Source organism: Shewanella putrefaciens (genome assembly GCF_016406325.1).
Taxonomy (GTDB): Bacteria; Pseudomonadota; Gammaproteobacteria; order Enterobacterales; family Shewanellaceae; genus Shewanella; species Shewanella putrefaciens.
Window position 1 is genome coordinate 1,691,094 of record NZ_CP066370.1, and the last position, 23,798, is coordinate 1,714,891.

The 23,798-nt window shown below is 45.5% G+C and carries 21 protein-coding genes; 14 read left to right on the plus strand and 7 right to left on the minus strand.

Features of this window, described 5'->3' with window-relative positions; translation table 11 throughout:
* Positions 1-32: 32 nt before the first annotated feature.
* The 11 genes from yceD to JEZ96_RS07570 all read left to right on the plus strand — a co-directional run bounded on the left by yceD (position 33) and on the right by JEZ96_RS07570 (position 8,562).
* Positions 33-557, plus strand: coding sequence for a 23S rRNA accumulation protein YceD (yceD, locus tag JEZ96_RS07520; RefSeq protein WP_011789729.1), 525 nt, complete (start codon positions 33-35; stop codon positions 555-557).
* Between the two features lie 17 nt (positions 558-574).
* Positions 575-745: a 50S ribosomal protein L32 gene (gene rpmF, locus JEZ96_RS07525; RefSeq protein WP_006081226.1), complete on the plus strand. Its 171-nt coding sequence runs from the start codon at positions 575-577 to the stop codon at positions 743-745.
* Between the two features lie 15 nt (positions 746-760).
* On the plus strand, positions 761-1,789 hold the full coding sequence (plsX, locus tag JEZ96_RS07530) for a phosphate acyltransferase PlsX (protein WP_011789728.1): 1,029 nt from the start codon (positions 761-763) through the stop codon (positions 1,787-1,789).
* A gap of 9 nt (positions 1,790-1,798) precedes the next feature.
* Positions 1,799-2,758, plus strand: a complete 960-nt coding sequence (locus JEZ96_RS07535) for a beta-ketoacyl-ACP synthase III (protein WP_011789727.1) — start codon at positions 1,799-1,801, stop codon at positions 2,756-2,758.
* 87 nt (positions 2,759-2,845) lie between these two features.
* Complete coding sequence (gene fabD, locus JEZ96_RS07540; protein WP_011789726.1) at positions 2,846-3,772, plus strand: ACP S-malonyltransferase; 927 nt, start codon at positions 2,846-2,848, stop codon at positions 3,770-3,772.
* 9 nt (positions 3,773-3,781) lie between these two features.
* A complete protein-coding gene (fabG, locus tag JEZ96_RS07545) occupies positions 3,782-4,528 on the plus strand; it encodes a 3-oxoacyl-ACP reductase FabG (protein WP_011789725.1) in 747 nt (248 codons plus the stop codon).
* 164 nt (positions 4,529-4,692) lie between these two features.
* Positions 4,693-4,926, plus strand: coding sequence for an acyl carrier protein (gene acpP / locus JEZ96_RS07550; RefSeq protein WP_006081231.1), 234 nt, complete (start codon positions 4,693-4,695; stop codon positions 4,924-4,926).
* A 225-nt stretch (positions 4,927-5,151) separates the two neighbouring features.
* On the plus strand, positions 5,152-6,390 hold the full coding sequence (gene fabF, locus JEZ96_RS07555; protein WP_025008257.1) for a beta-ketoacyl-ACP synthase II: 1,239 nt from the start codon (positions 5,152-5,154) through the stop codon (positions 6,388-6,390).
* 163 nt (positions 6,391-6,553) lie between these two features.
* The gene (locus tag JEZ96_RS07560; protein WP_011789723.1) at positions 6,554-6,922 is read left to right on the plus strand and encodes a hypothetical protein; all 369 of its coding nucleotides are present in this window, start codon (positions 6,554-6,556) and stop codon (positions 6,920-6,922) included.
* A gap of 118 nt (positions 6,923-7,040) precedes the next feature.
* Positions 7,041-7,520 (plus strand): acyl-CoA thioesterase, encoded by a 480-nt coding sequence (locus tag JEZ96_RS07565; protein ID WP_011789722.1) that lies wholly within the window; start codon positions 7,041-7,043, stop codon positions 7,518-7,520.
* A gap of 166 nt (positions 7,521-7,686) precedes the next feature.
* Positions 7,687-8,562 (plus strand): NAD(P)-dependent oxidoreductase, encoded by an 876-nt coding sequence (locus tag JEZ96_RS07570; RefSeq protein ID WP_128090109.1) that lies wholly within the window; start codon positions 7,687-7,689, stop codon positions 8,560-8,562.
* A gap of 118 nt (positions 8,563-8,680) precedes the next feature.
* On the opposite strand, the gene JEZ96_RS07575 is transcribed toward JEZ96_RS07570, so the two are convergent.
* Positions 8,681-9,529 carry a D-hexose-6-phosphate mutarotase gene (locus JEZ96_RS07575; RefSeq protein WP_025008258.1) on the minus strand — a complete coding sequence of 283 codons (849 nt, stop codon included), beginning with the start codon at positions 9,527-9,529 and terminating at the stop codon, positions 8,681-8,683.
* Between the two features lie 246 nt (positions 9,530-9,775).
* Here JEZ96_RS07575 and JEZ96_RS07580 point away from each other — a divergent pair, with 246 nt between their 5' ends.
* The 3 genes from JEZ96_RS07580 to JEZ96_RS07590 all read left to right on the plus strand — a co-directional run bounded on the left by JEZ96_RS07580 (position 9,776) and on the right by JEZ96_RS07590 (position 15,483).
* A complete protein-coding gene (locus JEZ96_RS07580) occupies positions 9,776-11,566 on the plus strand; it encodes an acyl-CoA dehydrogenase C-terminal domain-containing protein (RefSeq protein WP_128090108.1) in 1,791 nt (596 codons plus the stop codon).
* 309 nt (positions 11,567-11,875) lie between these two features.
* On the plus strand, positions 11,876-14,089 hold the full coding sequence (locus JEZ96_RS07585) for a TonB-dependent siderophore receptor (protein WP_061782696.1): 2,214 nt from the start codon (positions 11,876-11,878) through the stop codon (positions 14,087-14,089).
* A gap of 242 nt (positions 14,090-14,331) precedes the next feature.
* A complete protein-coding gene (locus JEZ96_RS07590; RefSeq protein ID WP_025008259.1) occupies positions 14,332-15,483 on the plus strand; it encodes a patatin-like phospholipase family protein in 1,152 nt (383 codons plus the stop codon).
* Positions 15,484-15,674: 191 nt separating this feature from the next.
* Here the strand turns inward: JEZ96_RS07590 and asnB are convergent, their stop codons facing one another.
* The 6 genes from asnB to purM form a co-directional block, all read right to left on the minus strand.
* Positions 15,675-17,339, minus strand: coding sequence for an asparagine synthase B (gene asnB, locus JEZ96_RS07595; RefSeq protein ID WP_025008260.1), 1,665 nt, complete (start codon positions 17,337-17,339; stop codon positions 15,675-15,677).
* A gap of 591 nt (positions 17,340-17,930) precedes the next feature.
* The gene (locus JEZ96_RS07600) at positions 17,931-19,604 is read right to left on the minus strand and encodes a M28 family metallopeptidase (RefSeq protein ID WP_025008261.1); all 1,674 of its coding nucleotides are present in this window, start codon (positions 19,602-19,604) and stop codon (positions 17,931-17,933) included.
* A gap of 327 nt (positions 19,605-19,931) precedes the next feature.
* Entirely contained in the window at positions 19,932-20,750 is an 819-nt protein-coding gene (locus JEZ96_RS07605) for a TIR domain-containing protein (protein WP_025008262.1), read from the minus strand.
* A gap of 310 nt (positions 20,751-21,060) precedes the next feature.
* The gene (locus tag JEZ96_RS07610; protein WP_011789714.1) at positions 21,061-21,807 is read right to left on the minus strand and encodes an HAD-IIA family hydrolase; all 747 of its coding nucleotides are present in this window, start codon (positions 21,805-21,807) and stop codon (positions 21,061-21,063) included.
* A gap of 156 nt (positions 21,808-21,963) precedes the next feature.
* Positions 21,964-22,608: a phosphoribosylglycinamide formyltransferase gene (gene purN, locus JEZ96_RS07615; RefSeq protein WP_011789713.1), complete on the minus strand. Its 645-nt coding sequence runs from the start codon at positions 22,606-22,608 to the stop codon at positions 21,964-21,966.
* Positions 22,608-23,645: a phosphoribosylformylglycinamidine cyclo-ligase gene (gene purM / locus JEZ96_RS07620; protein WP_128090107.1), complete on the minus strand. Its 1,038-nt coding sequence runs from the start codon at positions 23,643-23,645 to the stop codon at positions 22,608-22,610. The genes purN and purM overlap by 1 nt, the downstream gene beginning before the upstream one ends.
* Positions 23,646-23,798: the final 153 nt, after the last annotated feature.

A 23,798-nucleotide genomic window follows, 5' to 3' on the forward strand; every position in this document is an offset into this window, starting at 1 on the left:
CTAGCGTTTTCAAACTATAATATGCGCGCCTTATGCAAACAGTAAAGATACCGGTTTCAATTGATCCATTTCGTGCTGCCTCAAGCCGCCTTACTTATAATGGGGTTGTGCCTGGGCAGTATTTGAAAAGATTAAATGAGTTATGTGCCGGCGACTGTTCCGATGTGGCAGTGTCGATTGAATGTGGCGTGGATTTACAGGGGATAGTCTACCTGAAAGGGAAGGCTGTGACGGAGCTCACTCTGATATGTCAACGTTGCATGACACTATTTACCACTGAGGTTACGGTCGAGTTTTGCTTCGGTCCATGCCGGACTAAGGCAGAAATCGATGAGCTCCCGGATGCGTATGACCCAATTGAGTGCAATGAAATTGGCGAAGTACGTCTGCATCAATTGATCGAAGATGAATTGATAGTCGCTATGCCGATAATTCCGCTGCATCAAGAAATTGATTGCACAATAGGATCTAAAGACATAGTTGTAGGCGAGATCGAACCCGCTCAAGAGGAGCGTCCAAATCCGTTTGCAGTGTTAGAAAAACTGAAGAGCAAGTAATCTAGGAGACAGGGCCAATGGCTGTACAACAGAACAAAAAATCTCGTTCAAAGCGCGGTATGCGCCGTTCACATGACGCACTGAGCACTGCTCAGCTGTCTGTAGACGCTACCAGCGGTGAAATCCATATGCGTCACAATGTGACTGCAGATGGTTTCTATCGCGGTAAAAAGGTAATCAACAAGTAATTTGTTGGCTTCCTAATGACGAGTCTGACGCTTGCGTTAGATGCGATGGGTGGTGATCATGGCCCCCACGTCACAGTGCCTGCAGCCTTGCGGGCACTACAATTACACTCTTTTCTTCAAATCATTTTAGTCGGTGATAAGACTGAAATTGATGTCTATTTACGTCAAGCAGATCCGCAGTTACTTTCTCGTATTGAAGTCATTCATACCGATGAAGTCGTGAGTATGTCGGATAGGCCTGTACACGCTTTACGTACGCGTAAAAATAGTTCGATGCGTTTGGCTATTGAGTTGGTCCGCGATGCACGTGCGTCAGCCTGTGTGAGTGCTGGCAATACCGGGGCTTTGATGGCTATGGCAAAAGTACTGTTAAAAACGTTGCCCGGCATTGACCGTCCCGCATTAGTGAGCTGCTTACCCGCTGTGACTCAAAAACCGGTTTATTTGCTAGATCTTGGTGCAAATGTTTCCTGCGATTCTGAAACCTTATTTCAATTTGCCGTTATGGGTTCGGTTTTATGTGAAGCGGTTGATAAAAAATCGCGTCCAAAGGTTGCGTTGCTTAATGTCGGCGTTGAAGAAATTAAAGGTAACGATCAAGTTCAGCAAGCCGCACAGTTACTGCAGCATACTGAACAAATCAATTACACTGGTTTTATCGAAGGCGATGAAATCTATTCCGGTAACGTAGATGTCATCGTTTGTGATGGTTTTGTGGGAAATATCACGCTCAAAACTTCAGAAGGCATTGCCAAGTTATTGGTACATCAGTTAAAACGGGGATTAACCCAAGGTTTATTCGTGCGTTTCTTGGCTAAACTTATCGCTCCTCGCATTCAGGCGGTTCTTAGTCAGATGAACCCCGACCACTATAACGGTGCAAGTCTGTTAGGATTGCGCGGAATAGTTGTAAAAAGCCATGGAAATGCGGATGAAACTGCCTATTTACAAGCAATTAGTTTGGCAGTAACAGAAGCTCAACGTCGACTCCCTGAAATGATAAAAGATCGTTTAGAGTCGATTCTTTTAGATATAAATAACTGATCCCTCCTTATGCATACAAAAATTCTCGGAACTGGTAGCTATCTGCCAGTGCAGGTGCGTAGCAATCAAGATTTGGAAGAAATGGTGGAAACCACCGACCAATGGATTGTTGAACGTACTGGTATATCAGAGCGCCGCATTGCAGCGTTCGATGAAACCGTTTCAACTATGGGCTATCAAGCGGCATTAAAAGCGCTGGAAATGGCCGGCATAGAAGCATCAGATTTAGACATGATCGTTTGTGGTACCACCAGCGCGCCGAATGCTTTTCCTGCGGCGGCCTGTGAAATCCAAGCTATGCTTGGGGTACATACCATTCCTGCTTTCGATATTGCAGCAGCTTGTTCAGGCTTTGTTTATGCTTTATCTGTTGCCGATCAATTTGTAAAAACGGGCGCCGCTAAAAAAGTATTAGTGATCGGTGCTGACGTCTTGTCTCGTTTATGTGGGCCAGAAGATCGCACGACAATTATTCTTTTTGGGGATGGCGCGGGCGCTGCCGTTATTGGCGCATCTGAAACGCCAGGGATCATTTCGACTCATATTTACGCTGATGGGCGTCAAGGTGATTTGCTCAAATGTGCTTTCCCACCACGTAAAGGAGAAACTTCCGAAGCGGTTGGGTTTATGACCATGAAAGGCAATGATGTCTTTAAAGTGGCAGTGACTCAGTTGTCCCATGTCGTGACTGAGACTTTACGCATTAACAATATCGATAAGTCAGAAATTGATTGGTTAGTGCCACATCAGGCCAACTTCCGCATTATTAATGCTACCGCGAAAAAGCTCGATATGAGCTTGGATAAAGTCGTATTGACCTTAGCTAAACATGGTAATACTTCAGCCGCGTCAGTACCCATTGCATTAGATGAGGCCGTGCGTGATGGACGAATTCAACGTGGGCAATTATTGCTACTTGAAGCCTTCGGTGCGGGATTTGCGTGGGGCAGTGCATTAGTACGTTTCTAAGTTTTTCATCTAAGTGACATAGCATTAGCTTATGTTAGGTGTGTAGATTAATTTCAATAAATTAAGTTCGCCATAGGTAATTTGAATATGGAAAATGTCGCGTTTGTATTCCCAGGACAAGGCTCACAAGCCTTAGGTATGTTAGCCGAACTCGCTGAGTCACAACCTATTATAGGCCAGACCTTTGCAGAGGCGAGTGATGTTCTAGGCTATGATTTATGGGCTTTGGTTCAGCAAGGTCCTGTTGAAGTCTTAAATGAAACGGATAAAACACAACCTGCGTTATTAGCCGCCAGTGTTGCTATTTGGCGGGCTTACGTGGCTTCAGGTAAACCCATGCCAGCCATGTTAGCGGGTCACAGCTTAGGTGAATATTCTGCGTTGGTATGTGCAGGTGTTATTGATTTTAAAGATGCGATTAAATTAGTTGAACTGCGTGGTCAACTAATGCAACAAGCGGTTCCAGCTGGAACCGGTGCTATGTATGCCATTATCGGTTTAGATAACGAAGGTATCGCTAATGCCTGCGCCGAAGCGGCTCAAGGTGAAGTGGTCAGCCCTGTTAATTTCAATAGCCCTGGCCAAGTGGTTATTGCAGGTCAAAAAGACGCAGTTGAGCGTGCAGCAGCGGCTTGTAAGGCCGCGGGCGCTAAAATGGCGGTGGCTTTACCTGTCAGCGTGCCATCACACTGCGCATTAATGAAACCTGCGGCGGATAAATTGGCCGTGGCATTAAACGATGTACCGTTTACTCCCCCAACGATTACTGTGATTAATAATGTTGATGTGGCTTCACCTACCTCTGCCGACGATATTAAAGATGCGTTAGTGCGTCAGTTATATTGTCCTGTTCGCTGGAGCGAAAGCGTTGAATTAATGGCCCAAAAAGGTATTACTCAATTGGTAGAATGTGGTCCTGGTAAAGTATTGACAGGATTAGCAAAACGAATTAATAAATCACTATCAGCCCAAGCGGTTAATGATGTAGCTTCATTAGCGGCATTAACTGAGTAAGGAGTTTGTATGAGTTTCAACCTGAATTTAACAGGCAAAGTGGCTTTGGTGACAGGTGCGAGCCGCGGTATTGGCCGTGCGATTGCCGAAACACTTGTGGAAGCGGGCGCAGTGGTTATTGGAACCGCAACCAGTGAGAAGGGCGCAGCGGCGATCCAAGAATATCTGGGTGACAAAGGTTTTGGTTTAGTGCTTAATGTCACAGATAGTGAATCTGTTACACATTTATTCGCCTCGATCAAAGAAAAAGCGGGTGATGTTGATATTCTAGTCAACAACGCGGGTATCACCCGTGATAATCTGCTGATGCGGATGAAAGATGATGAATGGCAGGATATTATCGACACTAACCTGACATCATTATTTAGACTATCAAAGCCTGTGATGCGTACCATGATGAAAAAGCGTTTTGGCCGTATCATCAATATCGGTTCAGTGGTAGGCACCATGGGTAATGCAGGTCAAGTTAACTACTCGGCAGCAAAGGCGGGTTTGATCGGATTTACAAAATCTCTTGCAAGAGAGGTTGCATCTCGTCAAATTACGGTTAATGCTATCGCTCCTGGATTTATCCAGACCGATATGACTGATGAGCTGACCGAAGATCAGCAAAAAGCTATCATGTCTCAGGTTCCGATGGAACGATTAGGGCAAGCGCAAGAAATTGCCAATGCTGTGCTCTTTTTAGCCTCGGATTCTGCTGCTTATATCACAGGTGAAACTTTACATGTGAATGGCGGAATGTACATGGTTTAAGGGCGGATGGCAGGGATACTGTCTCCAATTGAGTAGTGATCTGCATCAATTGGTTGTTAAATTTTGTGGTTAGACCACGAAAACTAAGCTTGCATTGTCAGCCAAATCTAATAAACTACTCGCAATCTTACGCAAGTGCGTAATTTGAATAGGAAAGAAAACTAATGAGCAACATCGAAGAACGTGTAAAGAAAATCATTGTAGAGCAACTGGGCGTTAAAGAAGAAGACGTTAAGCCAGCGGCATCTTTCGTTGACGATCTGGGTGCAGATTCTCTGGACACTGTTGAGTTGGTTATGGCTCTAGAAGAAGAGTTTGATACCGAGATCCCTGATGAAGAAGCTGAAAAGATCACTACTGTTCAAGCAGCGATCGACTACGTTTCTAAGAATCAGTAATTCTGAATTCTTGAAGACAGGCGGCATTTATTGCCGCCTGTTTTTGTTTTACCCCCGTCAAACTCTGCCCCTGTGCCATTCAATTGTCTCTGGATCGTGTTTTATATTGTTATCCACGAGATGTTGCCCGCAGATTGGCGACTTCTATGCAATAAATTGTCTAATCATAGAAAACCTTGTTTTAGCTATGAGAACTAACAAATTTAGTATTTAAAGGTGACTGCCGTGTCTAAACGTCGTGTAGTGGTAACCGGTTTGGGGTTAGTAACTCCAGTGGGCAATACTGTCGATACTACTTGGAAGGCTTTGCTTTCAGGTAAAAGTGGTATTGCACCTATAACCAAATTTGATGCCAGTGAATTTACCACTCGTTTCAGTGGTTCAGTAAAAGATTTTGATGTTGAGCAATACGTAACGAAAAAAGATGCCCGTAAGATGGACCTCTTTATTCAATACGGTATGGCGGCTGGCATCCAAGCAATCCAAGACTCAGGTCTGGATATGAGCAAAGAAAATCCTGGTCGTGTCGGCACTGCTATTGGTGCTGGTATGGGTGGTATGTGGTTGATTGAACAAGGTCACAGTGCATTGATGAATGGTGGCCCGCGTAAGGTTTCTCCTTTCTTCGTACCTAGCACCATTATCAATATGATTTCGGGCCACTTGTCGATCATGTTTGGCATGAAAGGGCCCAATTTTGCCGTGACGACTGCTTGTACTACGGGCGTACATAATATCGGTTTTGCGGCGCGCACCATTGCCTATGGCGATGCAGATGTGATGGTTGCAGGCGGTGCTGAGGATGTGACATCTCCTTTAGGCGTGGCAGGTTTTGGTGCTGCTAAAGCATTATCGACTCGCAATGATGATCCTACAGCCGCGAGTCGCCCATGGGATAAAGACCGTGATGGTTTTGTGATTGGTGATGGCGCTGGTGTGATGGTGATGGAGGAATACGAGCACGCTAAAGCGCGCGGTGCGACCATTTACGGCGAGTTAGTCGGTTTTGGTATGAGCGGTGATGCGTTCCATATGACTTCGCCACCAAGTGACGGCGCAGGCGCTGCGGCAGCTATGGTCAATGCTATTAATGACGCTAAGTTATCACTGGAGCAAATTGGTTATATCAATGCCCACGGTACGTCGACGCCAGCGGGTGATAAAGCCGAAGCTGCAGCGGTTAAGTCTGTATTTGGCGACCATGCGTATAACGTGCTGGTTAGCTCGACTAAATCGATGACGGGTCACTTATTAGGTGCCGCAGGAGCGGTTGAAGCGATTTTCACCTTATTAGCATTGCGCGACCAAGCTGTACCGCCAACGATTAACTTGGATAATCCAGATGAAGGCTGTGACTTAGACTTTGTCGCCCATACTGCTCGTGATGTGAAGTTAGATTACGCTCTGTGTAATTCCTTCGGTTTTGGTGGTACGAACGGTTCATTATTATTTAAGAAAGTTTAAAGACCAATATCGCCCCAAAAATGCGCCCTATGGCGCATTTTTTGTGTACTGCGTTTATTATTAAATTATTGATATATTTATTATTAATCTTTGTTCATCTCCCTTGTTTAATCTTTTCTACTACAGATAATGGCAGCCTATTCAGTTTGTAATGGAGCATGTCATGTTAAATCCGGCGGTTATCCCGCTTGTCCCTATAATCGGTGCCTTAACTGCAAATTTGACCGAATTGATCCGTGGCGAGTCTAAGATCTGGCATCCAGAAATGGAAATTGGGATAAAGACCTTCACGTTTGCGATTACTGCCTATGTAGCCATTTGGTTTGCTTTACTGGTAACAGCGATATACTCCGGAGGGACTTCGGATATGTTGGCAGGGTTTGAGGTGTTAGGCTTTTTCCTGTTAGGTTTGGGGATTTATACGTTTGCTAAATGTTCTCGTTTTATCACGAGATCACTTCAGCTATGGATTTATCGTTTAGCTTTACCATGCCTATTAGTATGTTGCACACTCATTACTCACTTTGGCTAAATCGAATTCATTGACGAGGTCAATCGTAATAATTTTTACGCGATTAGCGATTTCTATCGTAAACTCAACTTATTGTGCGAAAACATTAGGCCGCTGAGGCTAAATAAGTTGAGGTAAAATGGCTGGTATCGAGAGACAAAGTACCCTGAGATTTTTGTCAGAGCCTGCGGATGTGAATTTTGGTGGTAAAGTTCACGGCGGCGCTGTGATGAAGTGGATCGATCTCGCGGCCTATGCCTGTGCAGCGGGCTGGAGCGGTAAATATTGTATTACTGCTTATGCGGGTGGTATTCGTTTTGTGCAACCCATTTTGGTGGGCAATATCGTTGAAGTCAGCGCAAAAGTGATTTATACGGGCAAGACTTCTATGCATATTGGTATCGATGTGCGGGCGGGCGATCCTAAAGTATCTGAGCGTCATCTCACCACTCACTGTATTGTGATCATGGTGGCGGTGGATGAAAACGGCCAACCTACGCCTGTACCTGAGTGGATACCAGAGACGGAACATGATATTCATCTGCGTGATTCAGCACTGCGCTTGATGGAAATGCGTAAAAAAATTGGCGCCGAAATGGAAGCCCATGTAGTGAAATAACCGTATAAATTGACTCAACCAAGGCGCTTGGCGCCTTTGTTGTCTCTGCCGAAAAGTGCGTTTGCCACTTGGTTTGATTTCTCACTGACGCAATGCGGGATGAATGTTAAACTGCCGCCACTATTTTGAATCGATTCATTTTGTTTATCTATTTAAGGATCAGCTCATGGCAAAAGTCGCATTTATTGGTTTAGGCGTAATGGGTTACCCCATGGCAAGACACTTACTCAACAAGGGCCATGAGGTCACTGTTTATAATCGCACTTTTGCTAAGGCGCAAGCTTGGGTCGACACCTATGGTGGTCGCTGCTGTCCAACGCCCAAAGAGGCTGCAATAGGTCAAGATATTGTGTTTACTTGCGTGGGCAATGATAACGATCTGCGTGAAGTGGTATTAGGGCGTGATGGCGCTATTCACGGTATGGAAAAGGGCACAGTGCTGGTTGATCATACTACGGCTTCGGCAGATGTGGCCCGCGAGCTTGCCAAAGTCTTAGCCGAAAAGGGCATTGATTTCCTCGATGCGCCTGTGTCTGGCGGTCAAGCGGGCGCCGAAAATGGCGCCTTGACTGTGATGGTTGGTGGCGATGAAGCGGTATTTGAGCGTGTTAAACCCGTGATTGAAGCTTTTGCCCGCTGCGCCGAGCGTTTAGGTGACGTCGGTGCTGGCCAGTTAACTAAGATGGTGAATCAAATCTGTATCGCGGGCGTGGTACAAGGTTTAGCGGAAGCGCTGCAATTTGCCCGTAAAGCAGGGCTCGATGGCGAGAAAGTCATTGAAGTGATCAGCAAAGGCGCGGCGCAAAGCTGGCAAATGGAAAATCGCTACAAGACGATGTGGGGCCAAAGCTATGGCTTTGGTTTTGCCGTCGATTGGATGCGTAAAGACTTAGGCATCGCCTTAGAAGAAGCGCGCCGCAACGGTTCACATTTGCCTTTAACCGCTTTGGTGGATCAATTCTATTCAGAAGTGCAGGGCATGGGCGGTAACCGTTGGGATACGTCTAGTTTGCTGGCGCGCTTAGAGAAATCGGCTAAATAAGCCATCTTGTTTTAAGAGTCGTCTGTTATAAAAATGCCCAGTCCGCATTGGTATCGAACTGGGCATTTTTGTTTGTATCGTTTTTGACTAGGATATTAATAACTTGGATATTAAATCGTTAGTCTTTCCAACGAATGTGGGTCACTAAACTGTGAGTTTCACCTGGCGCGAGCACGACTTTATCTTCTAATACATTGGCCGCTTCTAGGCAGACCATGGTCAGATAATCCTCTGGATTAAATCGGCCAAGGCGTTGTGATTTTTCAATCCATGGATTCCATAATACCGCTGATTGGCTGTTTTCACGGCTGACTTCGATTATCCCTTGCGGCGTATGCAATAACTGCACTGGGCCGAGTTCGGTATAGACACGATCTGTCTCGCGATCAAATAGCACTTCATCCGTGGTTTGCGGGTAAGGCCCCTCGGCAAATTCGATGTATTTTGAACCACTAAAACCGCTGGCCTTGAGTTGGTGGATATCCTCAATCGGGAAATAGCTGTGCAGCGCTTGGGTAAGCGTGACGGTTTCATCGCCTAAGTTGGTATTCACAAGGCTAATGCTTAGGGTATCGCCTAGGGTGAATAACACGCTGACCTCAGTGTTATGCGGCCAATAGATTTTATCTTGCTCACTGATTTTTAAGCTAAAACGTAAATCCACTAACTGATTACGCATTTCTACTGATTCCAGCGCCCAAATGCGGGTACGGGCAAAACCGTGTTGAGGAAAGTTCGCTTCACTACTCATGCCAAACCAAGGCCAGCATACGGGTACACCGCCACGGATCCCATTACCGGGTTTATAATCGTCAGCCGATGAAACCCACAGCAAAGGTGGTTTGCCTACGGGTTGAAAATAGTCGATTTGCGCGCCCTGCAAAAAAATTCTTGCCTGACATAACGCCGTATTCACTTCGACATAATCAAGCCCGTTAGCGTGCTTTTTAGTAGTGACAGAACCCATAGTAACAATATCCTTAACTCTGCTGCATATCAGAAAAACAGGCAGTTAGCTTACAAAGTTTTCCGCGATAACATAAGGCTTTGTTGCGATCAATTTACGGTTTTGCTGTTCGTTTGTGTAAACAAAAGTCACTGTCCTTGGGTTCTAGTGCTTCCTTTTTCAACAGATTTAGCTAAAGTGGTCAAAGCATCAAAGTGGTCAGATCACTTAGTTGAGTTGCAGTCTAACAAGAAAAGGGAAGCGATTATGCCAGTCTATCAAGCGCCGCTGCGCGACTATCAATTTATCCTCGATGAGATGTTACATATTTATCAGCAAGATGCACTCAAGGGGTTCGATGAAATCGACCCAGATCTTGTCGATGCGATCCTGCAAGGTATGGCCGACTTTAGTACCGAAGTCATGCTGCCGCTCAATAGTGTCGGCGATCTGCAGGGCTGTAAGTTGGTCGATGGTAAGGTGATTACGCCTGAGGGTTTTGATAATGCCTATCGGCAGTTTGTTGATAATGGCTGGCCGACGCTGACCTGCGCTCCTGAATATGGCGGCCAAGGTTTACCCGAAGTGGTGGGGATTTTTGCCACTGAGATACAAACGGCAACCAATATGGCCTTTGCCATGTATCCCGGTTTGACCCATGGCGCCTATGCCGCCATCCATGCCCACGGCAGTGACGCACTCAAGCAAAAATATTTAAGCAAATTAGTCAGCGGTGAATGGACGGGAACCATGAACTTGACCGAGTCCCACGCCGGTACTGACTTAGCCTTATTACGCACGAAAGCTGTGCCAGTATCTGAAGGTGTTTTTGCTATTACCGGCGAGAAAATTTTTATCTCCTCAGGCGATCATCAACTCACCGACAATATAGTGCACCTCGTATTAGCCCGTTTGCCGGATGCACCTGAAGGCGTGAAGGGCATATCTTTGTTCGCCGTGCCTAAAGTATTAGTGAATAACGATGGTAGTTTAGGCGCGCCGAACACTTTATATGCCAGTGGCCTTGAACATAAGATGGGCATTCACGGTAACTCAACTTGTGTGATGGTGTTTGAAGATGCGCTGGGCGAGCTTGTCGGCGAGCCACACCAAGGACTGCGCGCCATGTTTACTATGATGAACCAAGCGCGTTTAGGGGTTGGTGTGCAAGGACTGGGCGTCTCTGAAATCGCCTATCAAAATGCGCTGGCCTATGCCAAAGACAGATTACAGAGCCGCGCTTTAAGCGGTGCCAAAGCCCCAGAAAAAGCCGCCGATCCGATTTTGGTTCACGGCGATGTGCGCCGCATGTTGCTGTCGCAAAAAGCCTTTAATGAAGGCGCAAGAGCCTTAGTTGGACAACAAGCTTTGTGGCTAGATGAAGCTGAGCGTCATACCGATCCCGTCAAAGCCAAAGTTGCTTCCCAATTAGCGGCACTGTTCACGCCAGTGGTGAAAGGTTTTATCACTAACCGTGGTTTTAATGCCTGTGTCGATGCACAGCAAGTGTTTGGCGGACATGGTTATATTCATGAGTGGGGTATGGAACAATTTGTGCGTGATAGCCGTATTGCACTGATTTATGAAGGCACTAACGGCATTCAAGCGTTAGATTTAGTGGGGCGTAAGTTGCTTAGCGATCGCGGCGCGGCGATGCAGCAATGGTCGGTGTTAGTGACTGAGTTTATAAAGTCACATAGCACGAATGCGGCGATGCAACCCTATGTGAGCGGTTTAATGGATTGTGCGGGTGATTTGCAAAAGGCCAGTGGTTATTTAGCTGCACAAGCTGCGACCAATCCTGACATTATCGGCGCAGCATCTATGGCTTATCTGGAGTTGTTTGGGGTGACTGCGCTGGCGTGGATGTGGGCCAGAAGCGCCGCGGTGGCATTAGCTGCACTGGAGCTGGGCACTGAAGAAACCGCATTTTACCAAGCTAAATTGAAAACGGCCGATTTCTATATGGCTTACTGGGCGGTGCAAGGTCGCAGTCTGCGTAAGCAAATTGAGCAGGCGAGTGAGATGCTAACATCGCTTGATGAAAGAATTTTTTAACTTAGTTTCTTTAAACATTTTAAGAGCCAGCATTAGCATGCTGGCTTTTTTTATTGAGAGTTTTGCAGGTTGTTTTAGTGAGAATTATTGAGAATTTCACTGACTTTATATAGACAAAGAAATGGTCTATTCGTGTTGTGGTGATAATGGCGTCGTTAAGGTCAACCTTATCTTTACAATTGCAACAAAACCCCATGGATGTAAATTTAAATGAGAATTATTGTCATCTTTGCGTCAGACTTTATAATGACGACCAATTTAATATGACAAGGGTAAACCGCAGGTTTGCTCAATATTTTGGGGTATCTTGTGAAATCTCGTTTCGCCTATTCATTAATCGCACTCGCTTTAGCTCAACACTCTTGGGTGTTTGCCACTGAAAAACCAATAAAAAATGACATCGAGCCTAGCTCGGATACGGTTCAGTCTGATGTTATTCCTGCTGCTGATGCTTCTGAACCTGACGCTAAGTTAGTGACGCCCGAACGTATTGCTGTCCATGGCCGCGCAATGCAAATGTACGTCGATAAAGAAACAACGATTGGTACTAAGACGGCGATTAATGTGATGGAATTGCCGCAGTCTGTGCAAGTGCTGACCGAGCAGTTAATCGTCGACCAAGCCGCGCGCAATATTACCGATTTATATCGCTCAATTGCGGGCGTGAGTGAGTTCAGTTATTCGGGCGTGACCTTTCGCGGTTTCCGCGACGATGCCAACGTTTTTTATGATGGGGTAAGGGGCGATCCCTATTCGGGGTTCTCAGTGCCGCAACTCTTTAATGTGCAGCGGGTTGAAGTGTTAAAAGGCCCTGCATCCGCACTCTACGGCGGCGGTGAACCCGGTGGCATGATTAACTATGTCACTAAAAAACCAACCTTTGTCGAGAGTAAAGAGTTGACCTTAAGCACGGGCAGCGAGGATATGATCGGTGGCTCGCTGGATTTCACCGGCGGCCTAACCCAAAATCTCGCCTATCGTTTTGGCGCCTATTATCAGCAGGAAGATAGCTTTCGCAATAATGCCGATAGCCAAAATGCCGAAGTGGCGGGTGGGTTACTCTACGAAATCAGTGATGATACTAAGCTCACCACCACCTTCGATATTATTAAGCAGGATTTAGGCGGTAACCGACTTCGCGGTGTTCCCGTCGATGATGCGGGCAATTTCCTTGTCGCGCCTTCCTATAATGCCAATGAGAAGAGTGACTTCCAGAAGATGGATGCATTGGTGCTGCAAGCGATTCTCGATCATCAATTTACCGATAATTTCTCGGTCAAGACTCAAGTCCGCTATCTGAATAATGATTCGGATCAGCAATACCATGAATCGAGAGGTTGGGCGACCTTAGATGCCAATAAAAAGCCCATTATGGGTGATGGCACTATTAAGCGTGAATACCGTGTGCAATCAAGGGCTAATGATGAGATCAGTTTAACCAATGATTTTGTCTACGCATTCGATGCCTTAGGTTTTGAACATGAATTCCTGTTCGGTGGTGATTACCACTACGTCGAAACCGAATATCACTATAAATTGGCGACCTCTAACGAGGGTGTCGGTAACCTGAATATTTTTGACCTTAATTATGGTGAAACCAACCCAAGCACTTATAACCTAAAAGATAAAAATACCGATGGTATACGCGCTAATCGCTATGGCGTTTATGTGCAGGAACATCTGCACTTTAACGAACAGTGGTCATTGATCGCTGGGCTTCGTTTTAGTCAGTTTGATGAATATGATAAGGCGACGGGTTTTTCCTTCAGCGATAATGCGATAACACCAAGGGCAGGGCTTAATTATCGCCCAATTGATTCAACGTCCTTTTATTTGAATTACTCAGAGAGCTTTAATCCCACATCTTTAACCAATCAAGCTGAGAATATTGGGGATGGTTTCCTCGATCCTGAAACCGGTAATCAAATTGAGTTAGGGATGAAAAATGAATGGCTTGATGGCCAGTTTATGACCACGCTCGCTGTATATCGCATTGAAAAGCAAAATGTTGCCCAAGCTAACCCTTTAGATACTGGCGATGACGATGGTATTCCTGCAATGCTTAATTTTGGTGAAGTGCGCAGCGAAGGCATTGAATGGACGCTGGTGGGGGATTTAACCGATAACCTGACTGTCACGGCAAACTATGCCTATAACGAGACCGAAGTGATTAAAGGGGTGACTGATGACAGTTTAACCAATACCTTCGATAGTAAACATTTTGCCAATGCGCCGCGTCATCAAGCGGGGATATGGACCCGTTACGATATCAATGCACTCAATTCGGCGATTGCCTTTGGTATGGATTACGTGGGTGAGCAGTTCAGCCTTGATGGTCAAACGGTGAAGCCCCATACGATTTTTGATATGAGCTGGACAACACAGTGGGATCAAACTCAAGTCCGTTTAAATCTTAAAAATATCTTCGATAAGGAATATGCCGTCAGTGGCTTTAGTGAGCGTAATGGTCATTTCCCCGGTGAGCCACGCAATATCACGCTTGAGCTGAGTCATAAGTTTTAATGTATTGATGTGAAAAGAGCTTGTTCGTTAAGGATGATGAACAAGCTTGAGCGAATGGGCCAATCTTGCGCGAATAATCACCCGTTGCTCTGCCTGTATTCTTGGCTTTTGCGCGGATTAATCCAGTGAGGCTTATCATCTTAATAGTGTTTATCTATTAAGGTGATAGCTTCTATCCGTTATCCTTTCTCGTTTAGCTTGTTTAGACTCGCCTTATATGAATTATTCGATAAGGTTTTCCTATGCACGCCGCCAGCCAGTTAACCACAATAGACGCTCAATCTAACGTTAGCCCACAGGTGGCCCTGATTGCAGAAGGTGGTGGTCAGCGCGGTATATTCACCGCAGGCGTGCTCGATGCTTGGCTCGATGGCGGATTCGATCCCTTCGATTTATTTATTGGCACGTCGGCAGGTTCGCAAAATTTAACCAGCTTTTTAGCTAGACAAAAGGGTTATGCCAAACGCTTGATCCGCGGTTTATCGCGCCATAAACGCTTCTATCGACTCGGTCGCGGGTTAGTCGGCGGCAATGTGGTCGATTTAGATTGGTATTTTGATCAGACGCGACAGGGGATGTTTAAATTAGATCTTAATGCGGCGACGGCCTCACTCGGTCATCGGCAGTTACTGATCACCACCACGAATGCCAGTGATCGCAAGGGTTATTTTTTAAGTCCAAGCAGTAAAAGCCAGTGGCGCGAATTGTTAAAAGCTTCTAGCGCATTACCATTTTTGTATAAACAAGGGGTGAAACTCACGCCTTGGCTGAGTGACCGCGCCTGTAATAGCGACAAGGCTTCTAATAACGGCGCGGCTAATCATAACGCTTCTGATAATAGCGTCTCTGATCACGGTGCAGCATCAAGCGAAGGTATTGACAGTGATTTTTATCTCGATGGCGGCTTAGCTGCGCCTTTACCTGTGCGTGAGGCCTATCGTCGTGGTGCCCGCAAAATTGTGGTGATCCGCACTGTGAGCGAGGATTTTCAGGCGCAATCGGCTTGGGTCCATAAATTAAAATCGTGGATTTGTGTTTCTGGCTTTTGCCCGAAAACCATAGATTATTTAGTGCAACATGAACAAGCCTATCAGGATGAATTGGCGTTTATCGCTAATCCACCAGAGGATGTGGAGATAGTGCAGATTTTTGCTACTGAAAATTTGCAGAGTAAATTGCTGGGCAGTACCGATACGGATTTACGCCATGATTATCATGCGGGGCTGAGTGCTGGAAAGCAGTTTTTAACCCAAGATCCGATGGCGTTGACGCAGAGGAATACTTATTTTCAAGCTCAAGTGCAAGCCAATGCGCATACTCAAACTCAAACTCATATTCAAGCTCACTCTCAAGCTCACTCTCAAATCCAGCCACTCAGTGCGTTGTCGGCCTAGTTTGGTTTTGAGTTAAGCCACAATGTTGTGCGTGAGTAAGCAATAAAAGTAAAAAGTATCAAAATACAAAAGCCACCTAGGGGTGGCTTTTGTATTTGTTCGGTAAGTCTGTCGCACTAAGTGCACTTAGGTTGGGGGCTGAATCAGTTAGTCAACCTAGTTTATGAATGGAGTCCATCAATGTTAGACCATTAATAACTTGCGGTATGCACTGAGCGTACTGCTCGGCCCGATGGGTCGATAATGCCGCGTAAGCTTTCGTCCCAAGCTAATGCTTCTGGTGTTGAACAGGCGACGGATTTACCGCCTGGAACCGTTTCAGCAGCGCCGCTCAGTGGATAATGTTCCTCAAAGAAGCAGCGATAGAAGTACGCCTCTTTGGTTTCTGGCGTGTTATAGGGGAAGCGGAATTTCGCATTCGCCAGTTGCAAATCATCGACCTGCGCCGCCGCTTGTTCTTTCAAACCGTCAATCCAAGAGTAGCCCACACCGTCACTGAATTGTTCCTTCTGACGCCACGCCACTTCTTTTGGCAATTTATGCTCAAAGGCTTTACGCAGAATGTGTTTCTCAATACGGCCATCCTTAGACATTTTCGCTTCAGGGTTGATACGCATTGCCACATCCATAAACTCTTTATCGAGGAAGGGCACGCGAGCTTCTAATCCCCAAGCGGCCATGGCTTTGTTGGCACGCAGACAATCGAACAGATGCAGTTTATCGAGTTTGCGCACTAATTCCTCGTGGAATGCCTGTGCGTTTGGCGCTTTATGGAAGTATAAATAGCCGCCAAATAACTCGTCAGCACCTTCGCCCGATAACACCATTTTAATGCCCATAGCTTTGATTTTACGCGCCATTAAATACATTGGCGTGGCAGCACGTATGGTGGTGACATCGTAGGTTTCTAAGTGATAGATCACTTCTTTAATCGCATCTAAGCCTTCTTGGAAGGTGAAATGGATCTCATGGTGAATCGTACCAATGGCATCGGCGACTTTTTTGGCGGCGATAAGATCGGGCGCACCTTTTAGACCGACGGCAAAGGAATGCAACTGTGGCCACCAAGCGTTGGTCTCACCATCATCTTCAATTCTGCGCTTAGCAAAGGTTTGGGTGATGGCGGAAATGATCGATGAATCTAAGCCGCCTGACAGTAACACACCATAGGGCACATCTGACATTAATTGACGTTTGACCGCCGCTTCTAATGCGTCACGCAATTCTTCTTGGCTGGCTGGATTATCTTTAACTGCATCATAGCTTTGCCAATCTCGGCTATAGTATTTAATGGCTTCACCATCCTTTGAATAAAAATATTGGCCAGGTTGGAATTCTTCTACGGTTTTACACACTGGCATCAAGGCTTTCATCTCTGAGGCAACATAGAAGTTACCCGCAGCGTCACGGCCTGTGTATAGTGGGATGATACCCATGTGATCGCGGCCGATAAGGTAACTATCTTGAGCTTTGTCATATAACACAAAGGCGAAGATACCGTTTAATTTATCTAGAAATTCAGTGCCGTATTCTTGATACAGTGCCAAGATCACTTCGCAGTCAGAGTTGGTTTGATAGCTGTATTTATCGCCGAGTTGGGCTTTGAGTTCTTTATGGTTGTAGATCTCGCCGTTGACCGCGAGGATCAAACTGCCATCTTCAGTCAGCAGCGGCTGGGCACCGTGTTCAATGTCAACAATCGCTAAACGCTCATGGGCAAGAATCGCTTTATCGCTGGCATAAATACCTGACCAGTCAGGGCCACGATGGCGCATAAGCTTAGACATTTCTAGCGCGACTTGGCGCAGTTGTTTGGCATCAGATTGGATATCTAAAATCGAAAAGATTGAACACATAGTACAACTCCCACACTGTCTGTCATTTGAGGATGTCTCAATTGAGGTTTAATGTGCCAGCTATTTAGCGTTTTGCCAAACACTATTTTTGATGATTTATCTATTTATTGGTGATTTTATTGATTTTGATGTTTGTGTTTAATGATTTTATTTGAGAATAATTCATTAAAATTGAGTTATTTTTGATTATTTGTTTTTATTTTTTGATTTGGCGCGGGGAGTTTTGGGGAATTCACAATGTGTTTTGAAAAAGTGTCGATGATAGAAAAACCGCTAAAAAAGACCTTAAACAATGAGTTGTCACGTTTAAGTGTTTTATTTTTAATCAATTAATGCGCCGAGTTTGACATCAAAAAATGGTATAAGCCTATTCAGAATTGTGTGGCAGGATGGATATTTCGCGATAACGGCATTGTTTGTGAGCTGAAAACAAAAAAAGCACGTGAATGGTTCACGTGCTTGTAGGTCTTGTTTGGCGCTTTGGCTGGTGGAGGAGACGCTTGGCGCTTTATTTCGCAGGTTCTACTAGCAGGCGCCAATAAGAGACGACTAACTAAGCCGCCTCGCACAAGCTGTCACTGATACAAGCTGCTATTTTGCGTCCGTTACCAGCGTTGTTTTGGCTGGGCGCAGGCTATTGAATTCTGTGCCTTGATAGTATCCCGGCCAATCTTTACTGTTGCCCAATGTGCGTGTGACTTGGTAGTAGATTTGCAAGTCTTGCAGCGCGCCACTTAAATCCCAATCTTCACGATATTCATCGCAGACATTGTGATAGCAGCCTTTCATTGTGGCTTGCATCTGGGTTTTATAGGCAGCCGTGGCCTCATCTATGGGATCGCTACCGCCGCCGGCAAAGACTGCGGGTACGCCCAGTTTGGCAAAGCTGAAATGATCTGAGCGGAAAAAACCGCCCGAAGCGGGATTTTTTTCACCCATGGGGATACGATTTTGTTGTTTAGCTGCATCGATAAGGTAGGTTTCTAACTCTGATTTACCTTTGCCGACAATGGTAAAGTCTTTGGTTTTACCGTAGATATTGGTGCTGTCTAGGTTTAGCACTGCCACGGTTTTGTCGATCGGATAAAGTGGATTAGCGGCATAATAGCGCGAACCGAGTAAGCCCTGTTCTTCACCTGTTGTAGCAATAAAGGTGACCGAACGGGCTAAACCGTGGCCTTGTTTGACATTATCGACAAGCTGTCTGGCGATTTCTAAAATGCCTGCAATACCCGAGGCATTATCCATGGCGCCGTTATAAATTTGATCGCCTGTTTTCGTTTCATCTTTGCCTATGTGATCCCAATGGGCGGTAAAGAGGATTTGTTCATCTGCTTGTGTGTTGCCGGGAAGTGTGGCGACCACATTGTAGCTATTCGCATATTCGGCTTTGTTTTTAAAAGCGATGTTGGCCGTTTGCTCAAGGGGTAAATTGATTGGGCTGTCGGCGGCGCGCGCCATTAAATTAGGCAGTGATAAACCCGCTTTATCAAAAATTTGCGTCGCGGCATCTAAGGTGAGCCAGCCTTCGACTTGCACTCGACTATCTTGCTCGGCTTTACTTAGCACCAGATCTTGCTGTGGTCCAGTCCAACTATTTTCTATCACGGACCAAGGGTAAGAGGCGGGCTCGGTATCATGGATAATCAGTGCGCCAAGGGCGCCTTGGCGGCTCGCTTCCTCAAATTTGTAGCTCCAGCGGCCGTAATAGGTCATGGCTTTACCAGTAAATTTCCCTGAGTCAGGGCGAGCAAAGCCGGGATCGTTCACTAAGATCACCGCAATTTTGCCTTTCATATTGAGATCTTGGTAATCATTCCAACCATATTCAGGGGCGTTCACCCCATAGCCGACGAAGACTAATGGTGCGTTCTCAACACGAATACCACCGTTATCGTGGCGACTGTTGAGGACGATATCTTGTCGGTATTTAAAGGGTAACCCTGCCAGCGTGACTTGCTGCGCTTCATCTGCGGTATAGCTCACCATAGGCACAGGTTGTAAAAAGCTGCCTTGGTACGCGCCCTTGAGTCCCATCTCTGTAAAGGCTTTGGTCAAATAGTCCAAGGTGAGTTTTTCACCGTGAGTGGTCGGCGCACGGCCTTCAAATTCGTCGGATGATAGGGCTTTAATATCATTTCTAAAACGTGCTTCATTCATTTGCACGGGTTTAAGTGCGGCACTGTTATTGGTATCAGGTTGTGCCGAATGAGGGCTACAGGCACTGAGCAAGGCTAGCGCGCATAACGGATACAGACGTCGCATAGGTTAATCCTACTGTTGTTTTAATTAAGGTATTTTAGATTTCTGTTAATCAATCAGAAGCGAGACTTATCATGAAGCAAGCCGCTGTGAGCCACAAGGCTGAGAAGAAGGCGAATATGTTACTTAATGTTGCTTTACCCTATGCAATACGCCTTTGGGCGAGGCGTGTTACATAGGTCATATTTCCCAATTGTAGGAGCGGGTTTTACCGACAATCACAAAGTCGGGGTTGATATTGGTAATGAGCAAGCCTGATAAAATGAGTTAACCATTTGTATCACAACAATTCTATGATGTGTTTAGCAAGGGACTCCACTCTAGTGGTAACTAGTAAAGTTTATTCATATCAACATCATAGCCAGCTTTCTTCATTTCTAATGCAATTTTTGTTTTCCAGTCTTCTCTAATGTATACAACACCACTAATATCATTTGGTATTTCAATACCCTCAGCAACTAAGGGTACTACATTTTTTCGAGTTAGCTTACCTATCAATAAACCATGTTCAAAGACAACATTTTGTCTTGCTCTAGCTTTTAGGTTACCGGTTTCTGCTTGCGCTTTTACCTCACCTAAGTCATCTGCAGTGTATAGAACGATAGCGAAATCTGTAGTATCAGAATACTCTTCGATTTTCTCGATGATTGTAGTGCTTCCACCACTAGCTTGTTCGTGAAGAATGATTGGCTCAAAACCTAGCTTTTGGATAAAGCGTGCCGTTTCATGCTTAACTTCGTTGTTATGGCCGTGAACAATAAAGACATTTTTGGATTTTTCTTTGGGTGTTGTTTCCACTTGTTTAACTTCCTTATTGATTGGAGTGAAATCATACTCATTATTTTGTATATCAAGAATTAACGAATCTAAAAATGAATCAACTTTGATACCCGTGTTTCTAATAAAGTAGTCAGCATCCGACTCCCCATACCTAGTTTGATAAATTTCATATGGAGAGAATAATTGATTGTAGTTTTTAATTGCTCTTGGTAATTGCTTTTTGAAGTATTGATGTAATGCTCTCTGCCAAGCACTGAAGCGTTGTTCTCCAAATTCTTTACTGCGTTTTTGGTAGGCTGCTACGACGACTTCGTCTACTAAACGCTCTCTAAATTTTGTTAGCTCTTTGATAATCTCTTGCTTGTCCATCAATGCCTCACAAAACAATGTTATTAGAAGCATTCTATCTCGTTATGCGGATATGGCAAGAAGTAGGGAGGGGTAACTGGCTGTTTTACAATGAAGTTTGTGATGCCGTTCTAAAGGTGTTACTAGCCACTTCATCCAAAATTGAAATTATCGCAGCTTTTAATCCACTTTAAAGGGGCGCTTAGAAAACCATATCGATCTGTGAAATTAACCTGACACAGAATTATGAACAGCCTCTATTTAGTTTATATTGCCCAGAGCCGTAAGCACTGGGCACATATTGGGAAATGAGCTTAATTAAAGTGAAGATTTAAACAACGTCTATATCGCCCGCGCAGGCAAACACATGGTTTGGTCGGAAGGGCTCTTTATCAATATCTTCGAGCTTACTCACGCCGCTAGTGACCAGAATGGTCTCAAGCCCAGCTTGGAAGCCCGCCAAAATATCGGTGCGCATATTATCGCCTATGATGACAGTATCTTCCGAGTGGCCATCAATATGATTAAGCGCTGAGCGAATAATCCAGGCACTCGGTTTGCCCACGTAGAAGGGTTTTTTACCGGTAATACGTTCGATGGGAGAGCATAGCGCGCCACATGCAGGACTAAATGCTGGGCCGTGAGTATCTGGATTGGTTGCAATAAAGCGCGCACCGCGAGCCACAAAACCTGCAGCCTTATGGATCATCTCCCAGTTATAGGAACGCGTTTCTCCAATAATGACAAAGTCGGGATTAATATCGGTAATGGTAAAGCCCGCTTTGTAGAGTTCATGGGTGAGGGCGCCTTCACCGATAACAAAGGCCTTGCTGCCTTCTTGGTGTTTTAAAAAGTCGGCGGTTGCCATGGCGGAGGTATAAAAACATTCTTCAGGAATATCCATACCGGCAGCACTTAAGCGGTTTTGCAGATCCTTACCCGTTTGTACTGGATAGTTGGTGAGAACGACTAATGGATTGCCTTGCGCTAAAATACGTTGGATAAATTTGTCGCTGCCGGGGATCAGTTTATTGTCGTGCAGTAGTACACCATCGATATCACAAATAATATTTTTCATCTAATAGTCTCTTGTCATGCCGAGCAAAATTCACTTTTTGTTGGGTTATCTAATGCCACATTGTCCTAAAAAACAATGCTTTTGTAGAAAATAGTTAAAAAAATAGAGACCCGCAGGTCTCTATTTTTGATTGATACGACTTACTGTCAAGTGGAACTAATCAGGCGCGTAACCGCTTGGGCCGATAAGGTTGCCATCAAGATAGGCTTGGCCGTTTTGCATGTTAAGACGTTGCTGACTAAACCATTTCACCACGAGTGGATAAATCGCATGTTCTTGCTCATGTACGCGGGCGGCAAGCATGTCCGCCGTATCGTCTTCATAAACAGGGACTTTGGCCTGTAATATCACAGGGCCTGCATCAAGCTCAGGCGTGACAAAATGCACGCTAGCACCATGTTCGCTGTCGTTAGCGTCGATGGCGCGTTGATGAGTGTTTAAGCCAGTGTATTTGGGTAACAGCGAAGGATGGATGTTGATTATCCGGCCTAAATAACGATTGACGAGGTCATCGGTTAAGATCCGCATAAATCCCGCTAATACGATTAAATCGGGTTGATACTGTTCAATCACCGCGATTAAGCGTGCATCGTATTCAGAGCGAGATTCACCTTGATGCGCTATCACGCAGCTAGTATCAATTTCATTATAATGGGCGCGAACTAGGCCATAGGCATCGGGTTTATTACTGATCACTCCGACAACTTCGGCCTGCAGATTATCGTCACAACCGTCGATAATCGCTTGCAGGTTACTGCCATTTCCGGAAATTAATACAACTACACGACAGCGCTGGGGCATTACAGGATCTCCACTTGCTCTTCATTGCCTTCTCGATGTGCAATAGCACCGATAAGCCATGCTTGTTCGCCTTCTGCTGCCAGTAATGCAAGTGCTGCATCCACTTTATCGGCAGGTAGCGCGACTATCATGCCGACGCCACAGTTGAAGGTACGATACATTTCGCACTGGGCAATATTGCCATTTTCCATTAACCAACTGAAAACAGCAGGCCATTGCCATGAGTCGCCTTGGATAACCGCTTTGCAATTATCTGGCAATACGCGGGGGATATTCTCCCAGAAGCCACCGCCAGTAATGTGCGCCATCGCATGGATATCAGATGCTTCAATCAGTTTGAGCAATGATTTTACGTAAATTTTGGTTGGCTCAAGGAGATGTTCAATTAGCGGTTTGCCATTGAGATCTTGCTGAGGGTCTGCTTGGCTTACTTCTAATACCTTACGGACTAAAGAGTAACCATTTGAATGAGGGCCGCTTGAGGCTAATGCAATAAGTGCATCACCCGCTGCCACTTTGCTACCGTCAATGATGTCGGCTTTTTCAACTACACCGACGCAGAAACCCGCTAGGTCGTAATCTTCACCTTCATACATGCCTGGCATTTCAGCGGTTTCACCGCCAATTAACGCACAACCAGATTGGAAACAACCTTCGCCGATGCCATTCACTACAGAGGTTGCAGTTTCAACATCGAGTTTGCCCGTTGCATAGTAATCGAGGAAAAACAGTGGCTCAGCGCCTTGAACGATAAGATCGTTCACACACATAGCAACTAAATCGATGCCAACAGTGTCATGTTTTTTATAATCGATAGCTAAACGTAATTTAGTACCAACACCGTCGGTGCCAGAAACTAAAACGGGTTGTTTGTATTTAGTGGGGATTTCACACAGAGCGCCAAAACCACCTAAGTTGCCCATAACTTCTGGACGACGGGTACGTTTTACGGCGGCTTTAATGTTACTTACCAGTGCATTACCTGCATCAATATCAACGCCGGCATCTTTATAGCTCAGTGGGGTAGGAGTGCTCACGGAGGGATCCTCTCGGGTACATCGTTATTGGATTTTATGCGGCGGTATTCTATCAGCTTGTGCTAGGGGTCGAAAGCCATGATTTGGATTTATCCCATTTGGTGAGATATTTTTGCTATCAACCACTGTGAATTTGCTGTTGATACTGTGTAA

Excerpts from the sequence above, each read along its gene's own strand:
- fabD (WP_011789726.1), top strand. The coding sequence starts at position 2,846 with ATGGAAAATGTCGCGTTTGTATTCCCAGGACAAGGCTCACAAGCCTTA.
- acpP (WP_006081231.1), top strand. The coding sequence starts at position 4,693 with ATGAGCAACATCGAAGAACGTGTAAAGAAAATCATTGTAGAGCAACTG.
- yceD (WP_011789729.1), top strand. The coding sequence starts at position 33 with ATGCAAACAGTAAAGATACCGGTTTCAATTGATCCATTTCGTGCTGCC.
- JEZ96_RS07610 (WP_011789714.1), bottom strand. The coding sequence starts at position 21,807 with ATGAAAAATATTATTTGTGATATCGATGGTGTACTACTGCACGACAAT.
- rpmF (WP_006081226.1), top strand. The coding sequence starts at position 575 with ATGGCTGTACAACAGAACAAAAAATCTCGTTCAAAGCGCGGTATGCGC.
- JEZ96_RS07590 (WP_025008259.1), top strand. The coding sequence starts at position 14,332 with ATGCACGCCGCCAGCCAGTTAACCACAATAGACGCTCAATCTAACGTT.
- plsX (WP_011789728.1), top strand. The coding sequence starts at position 761 with ATGACGAGTCTGACGCTTGCGTTAGATGCGATGGGTGGTGATCATGGC.
- JEZ96_RS07570 (WP_128090109.1), top strand. The coding sequence starts at position 7,687 with ATGGCAAAAGTCGCATTTATTGGTTTAGGCGTAATGGGTTACCCCATG.
- JEZ96_RS07565 (WP_011789722.1), top strand. The coding sequence starts at position 7,041 with ATGGCTGGTATCGAGAGACAAAGTACCCTGAGATTTTTGTCAGAGCCT.
- JEZ96_RS07605 (WP_025008262.1), bottom strand. The coding sequence starts at position 20,750 with ATGGACAAGCAAGAGATTATCAAAGAGCTAACAAAATTTAGAGAGCGT.
- JEZ96_RS07560 (WP_011789723.1), top strand. The coding sequence starts at position 6,554 with ATGTTAAATCCGGCGGTTATCCCGCTTGTCCCTATAATCGGTGCCTTA.
- JEZ96_RS07580 (WP_128090108.1), top strand. The coding sequence starts at position 9,776 with ATGCCAGTCTATCAAGCGCCGCTGCGCGACTATCAATTTATCCTCGAT.
- JEZ96_RS07535 (WP_011789727.1), top strand. The coding sequence starts at position 1,799 with ATGCATACAAAAATTCTCGGAACTGGTAGCTATCTGCCAGTGCAGGTG.
- purN (WP_011789713.1), bottom strand. The coding sequence starts at position 22,608 with ATGCCCCAGCGCTGTCGTGTAGTTGTATTAATTTCCGGAAATGGCAGT.
- JEZ96_RS07575 (WP_025008258.1), bottom strand. The coding sequence starts at position 9,529 with ATGGGTTCTGTCACTACTAAAAAGCACGCTAACGGGCTTGATTATGTC.
- fabG (WP_011789725.1), top strand. The coding sequence starts at position 3,782 with ATGAGTTTCAACCTGAATTTAACAGGCAAAGTGGCTTTGGTGACAGGT.
- JEZ96_RS07600 (WP_025008261.1), bottom strand. The coding sequence starts at position 19,604 with ATGCGACGTCTGTATCCGTTATGCGCGCTAGCCTTGCTCAGTGCCTGT.
- asnB (WP_025008260.1), bottom strand. The coding sequence starts at position 17,339 with ATGTGTTCAATCTTTTCGATTTTAGATATCCAATCTGATGCCAAACAA.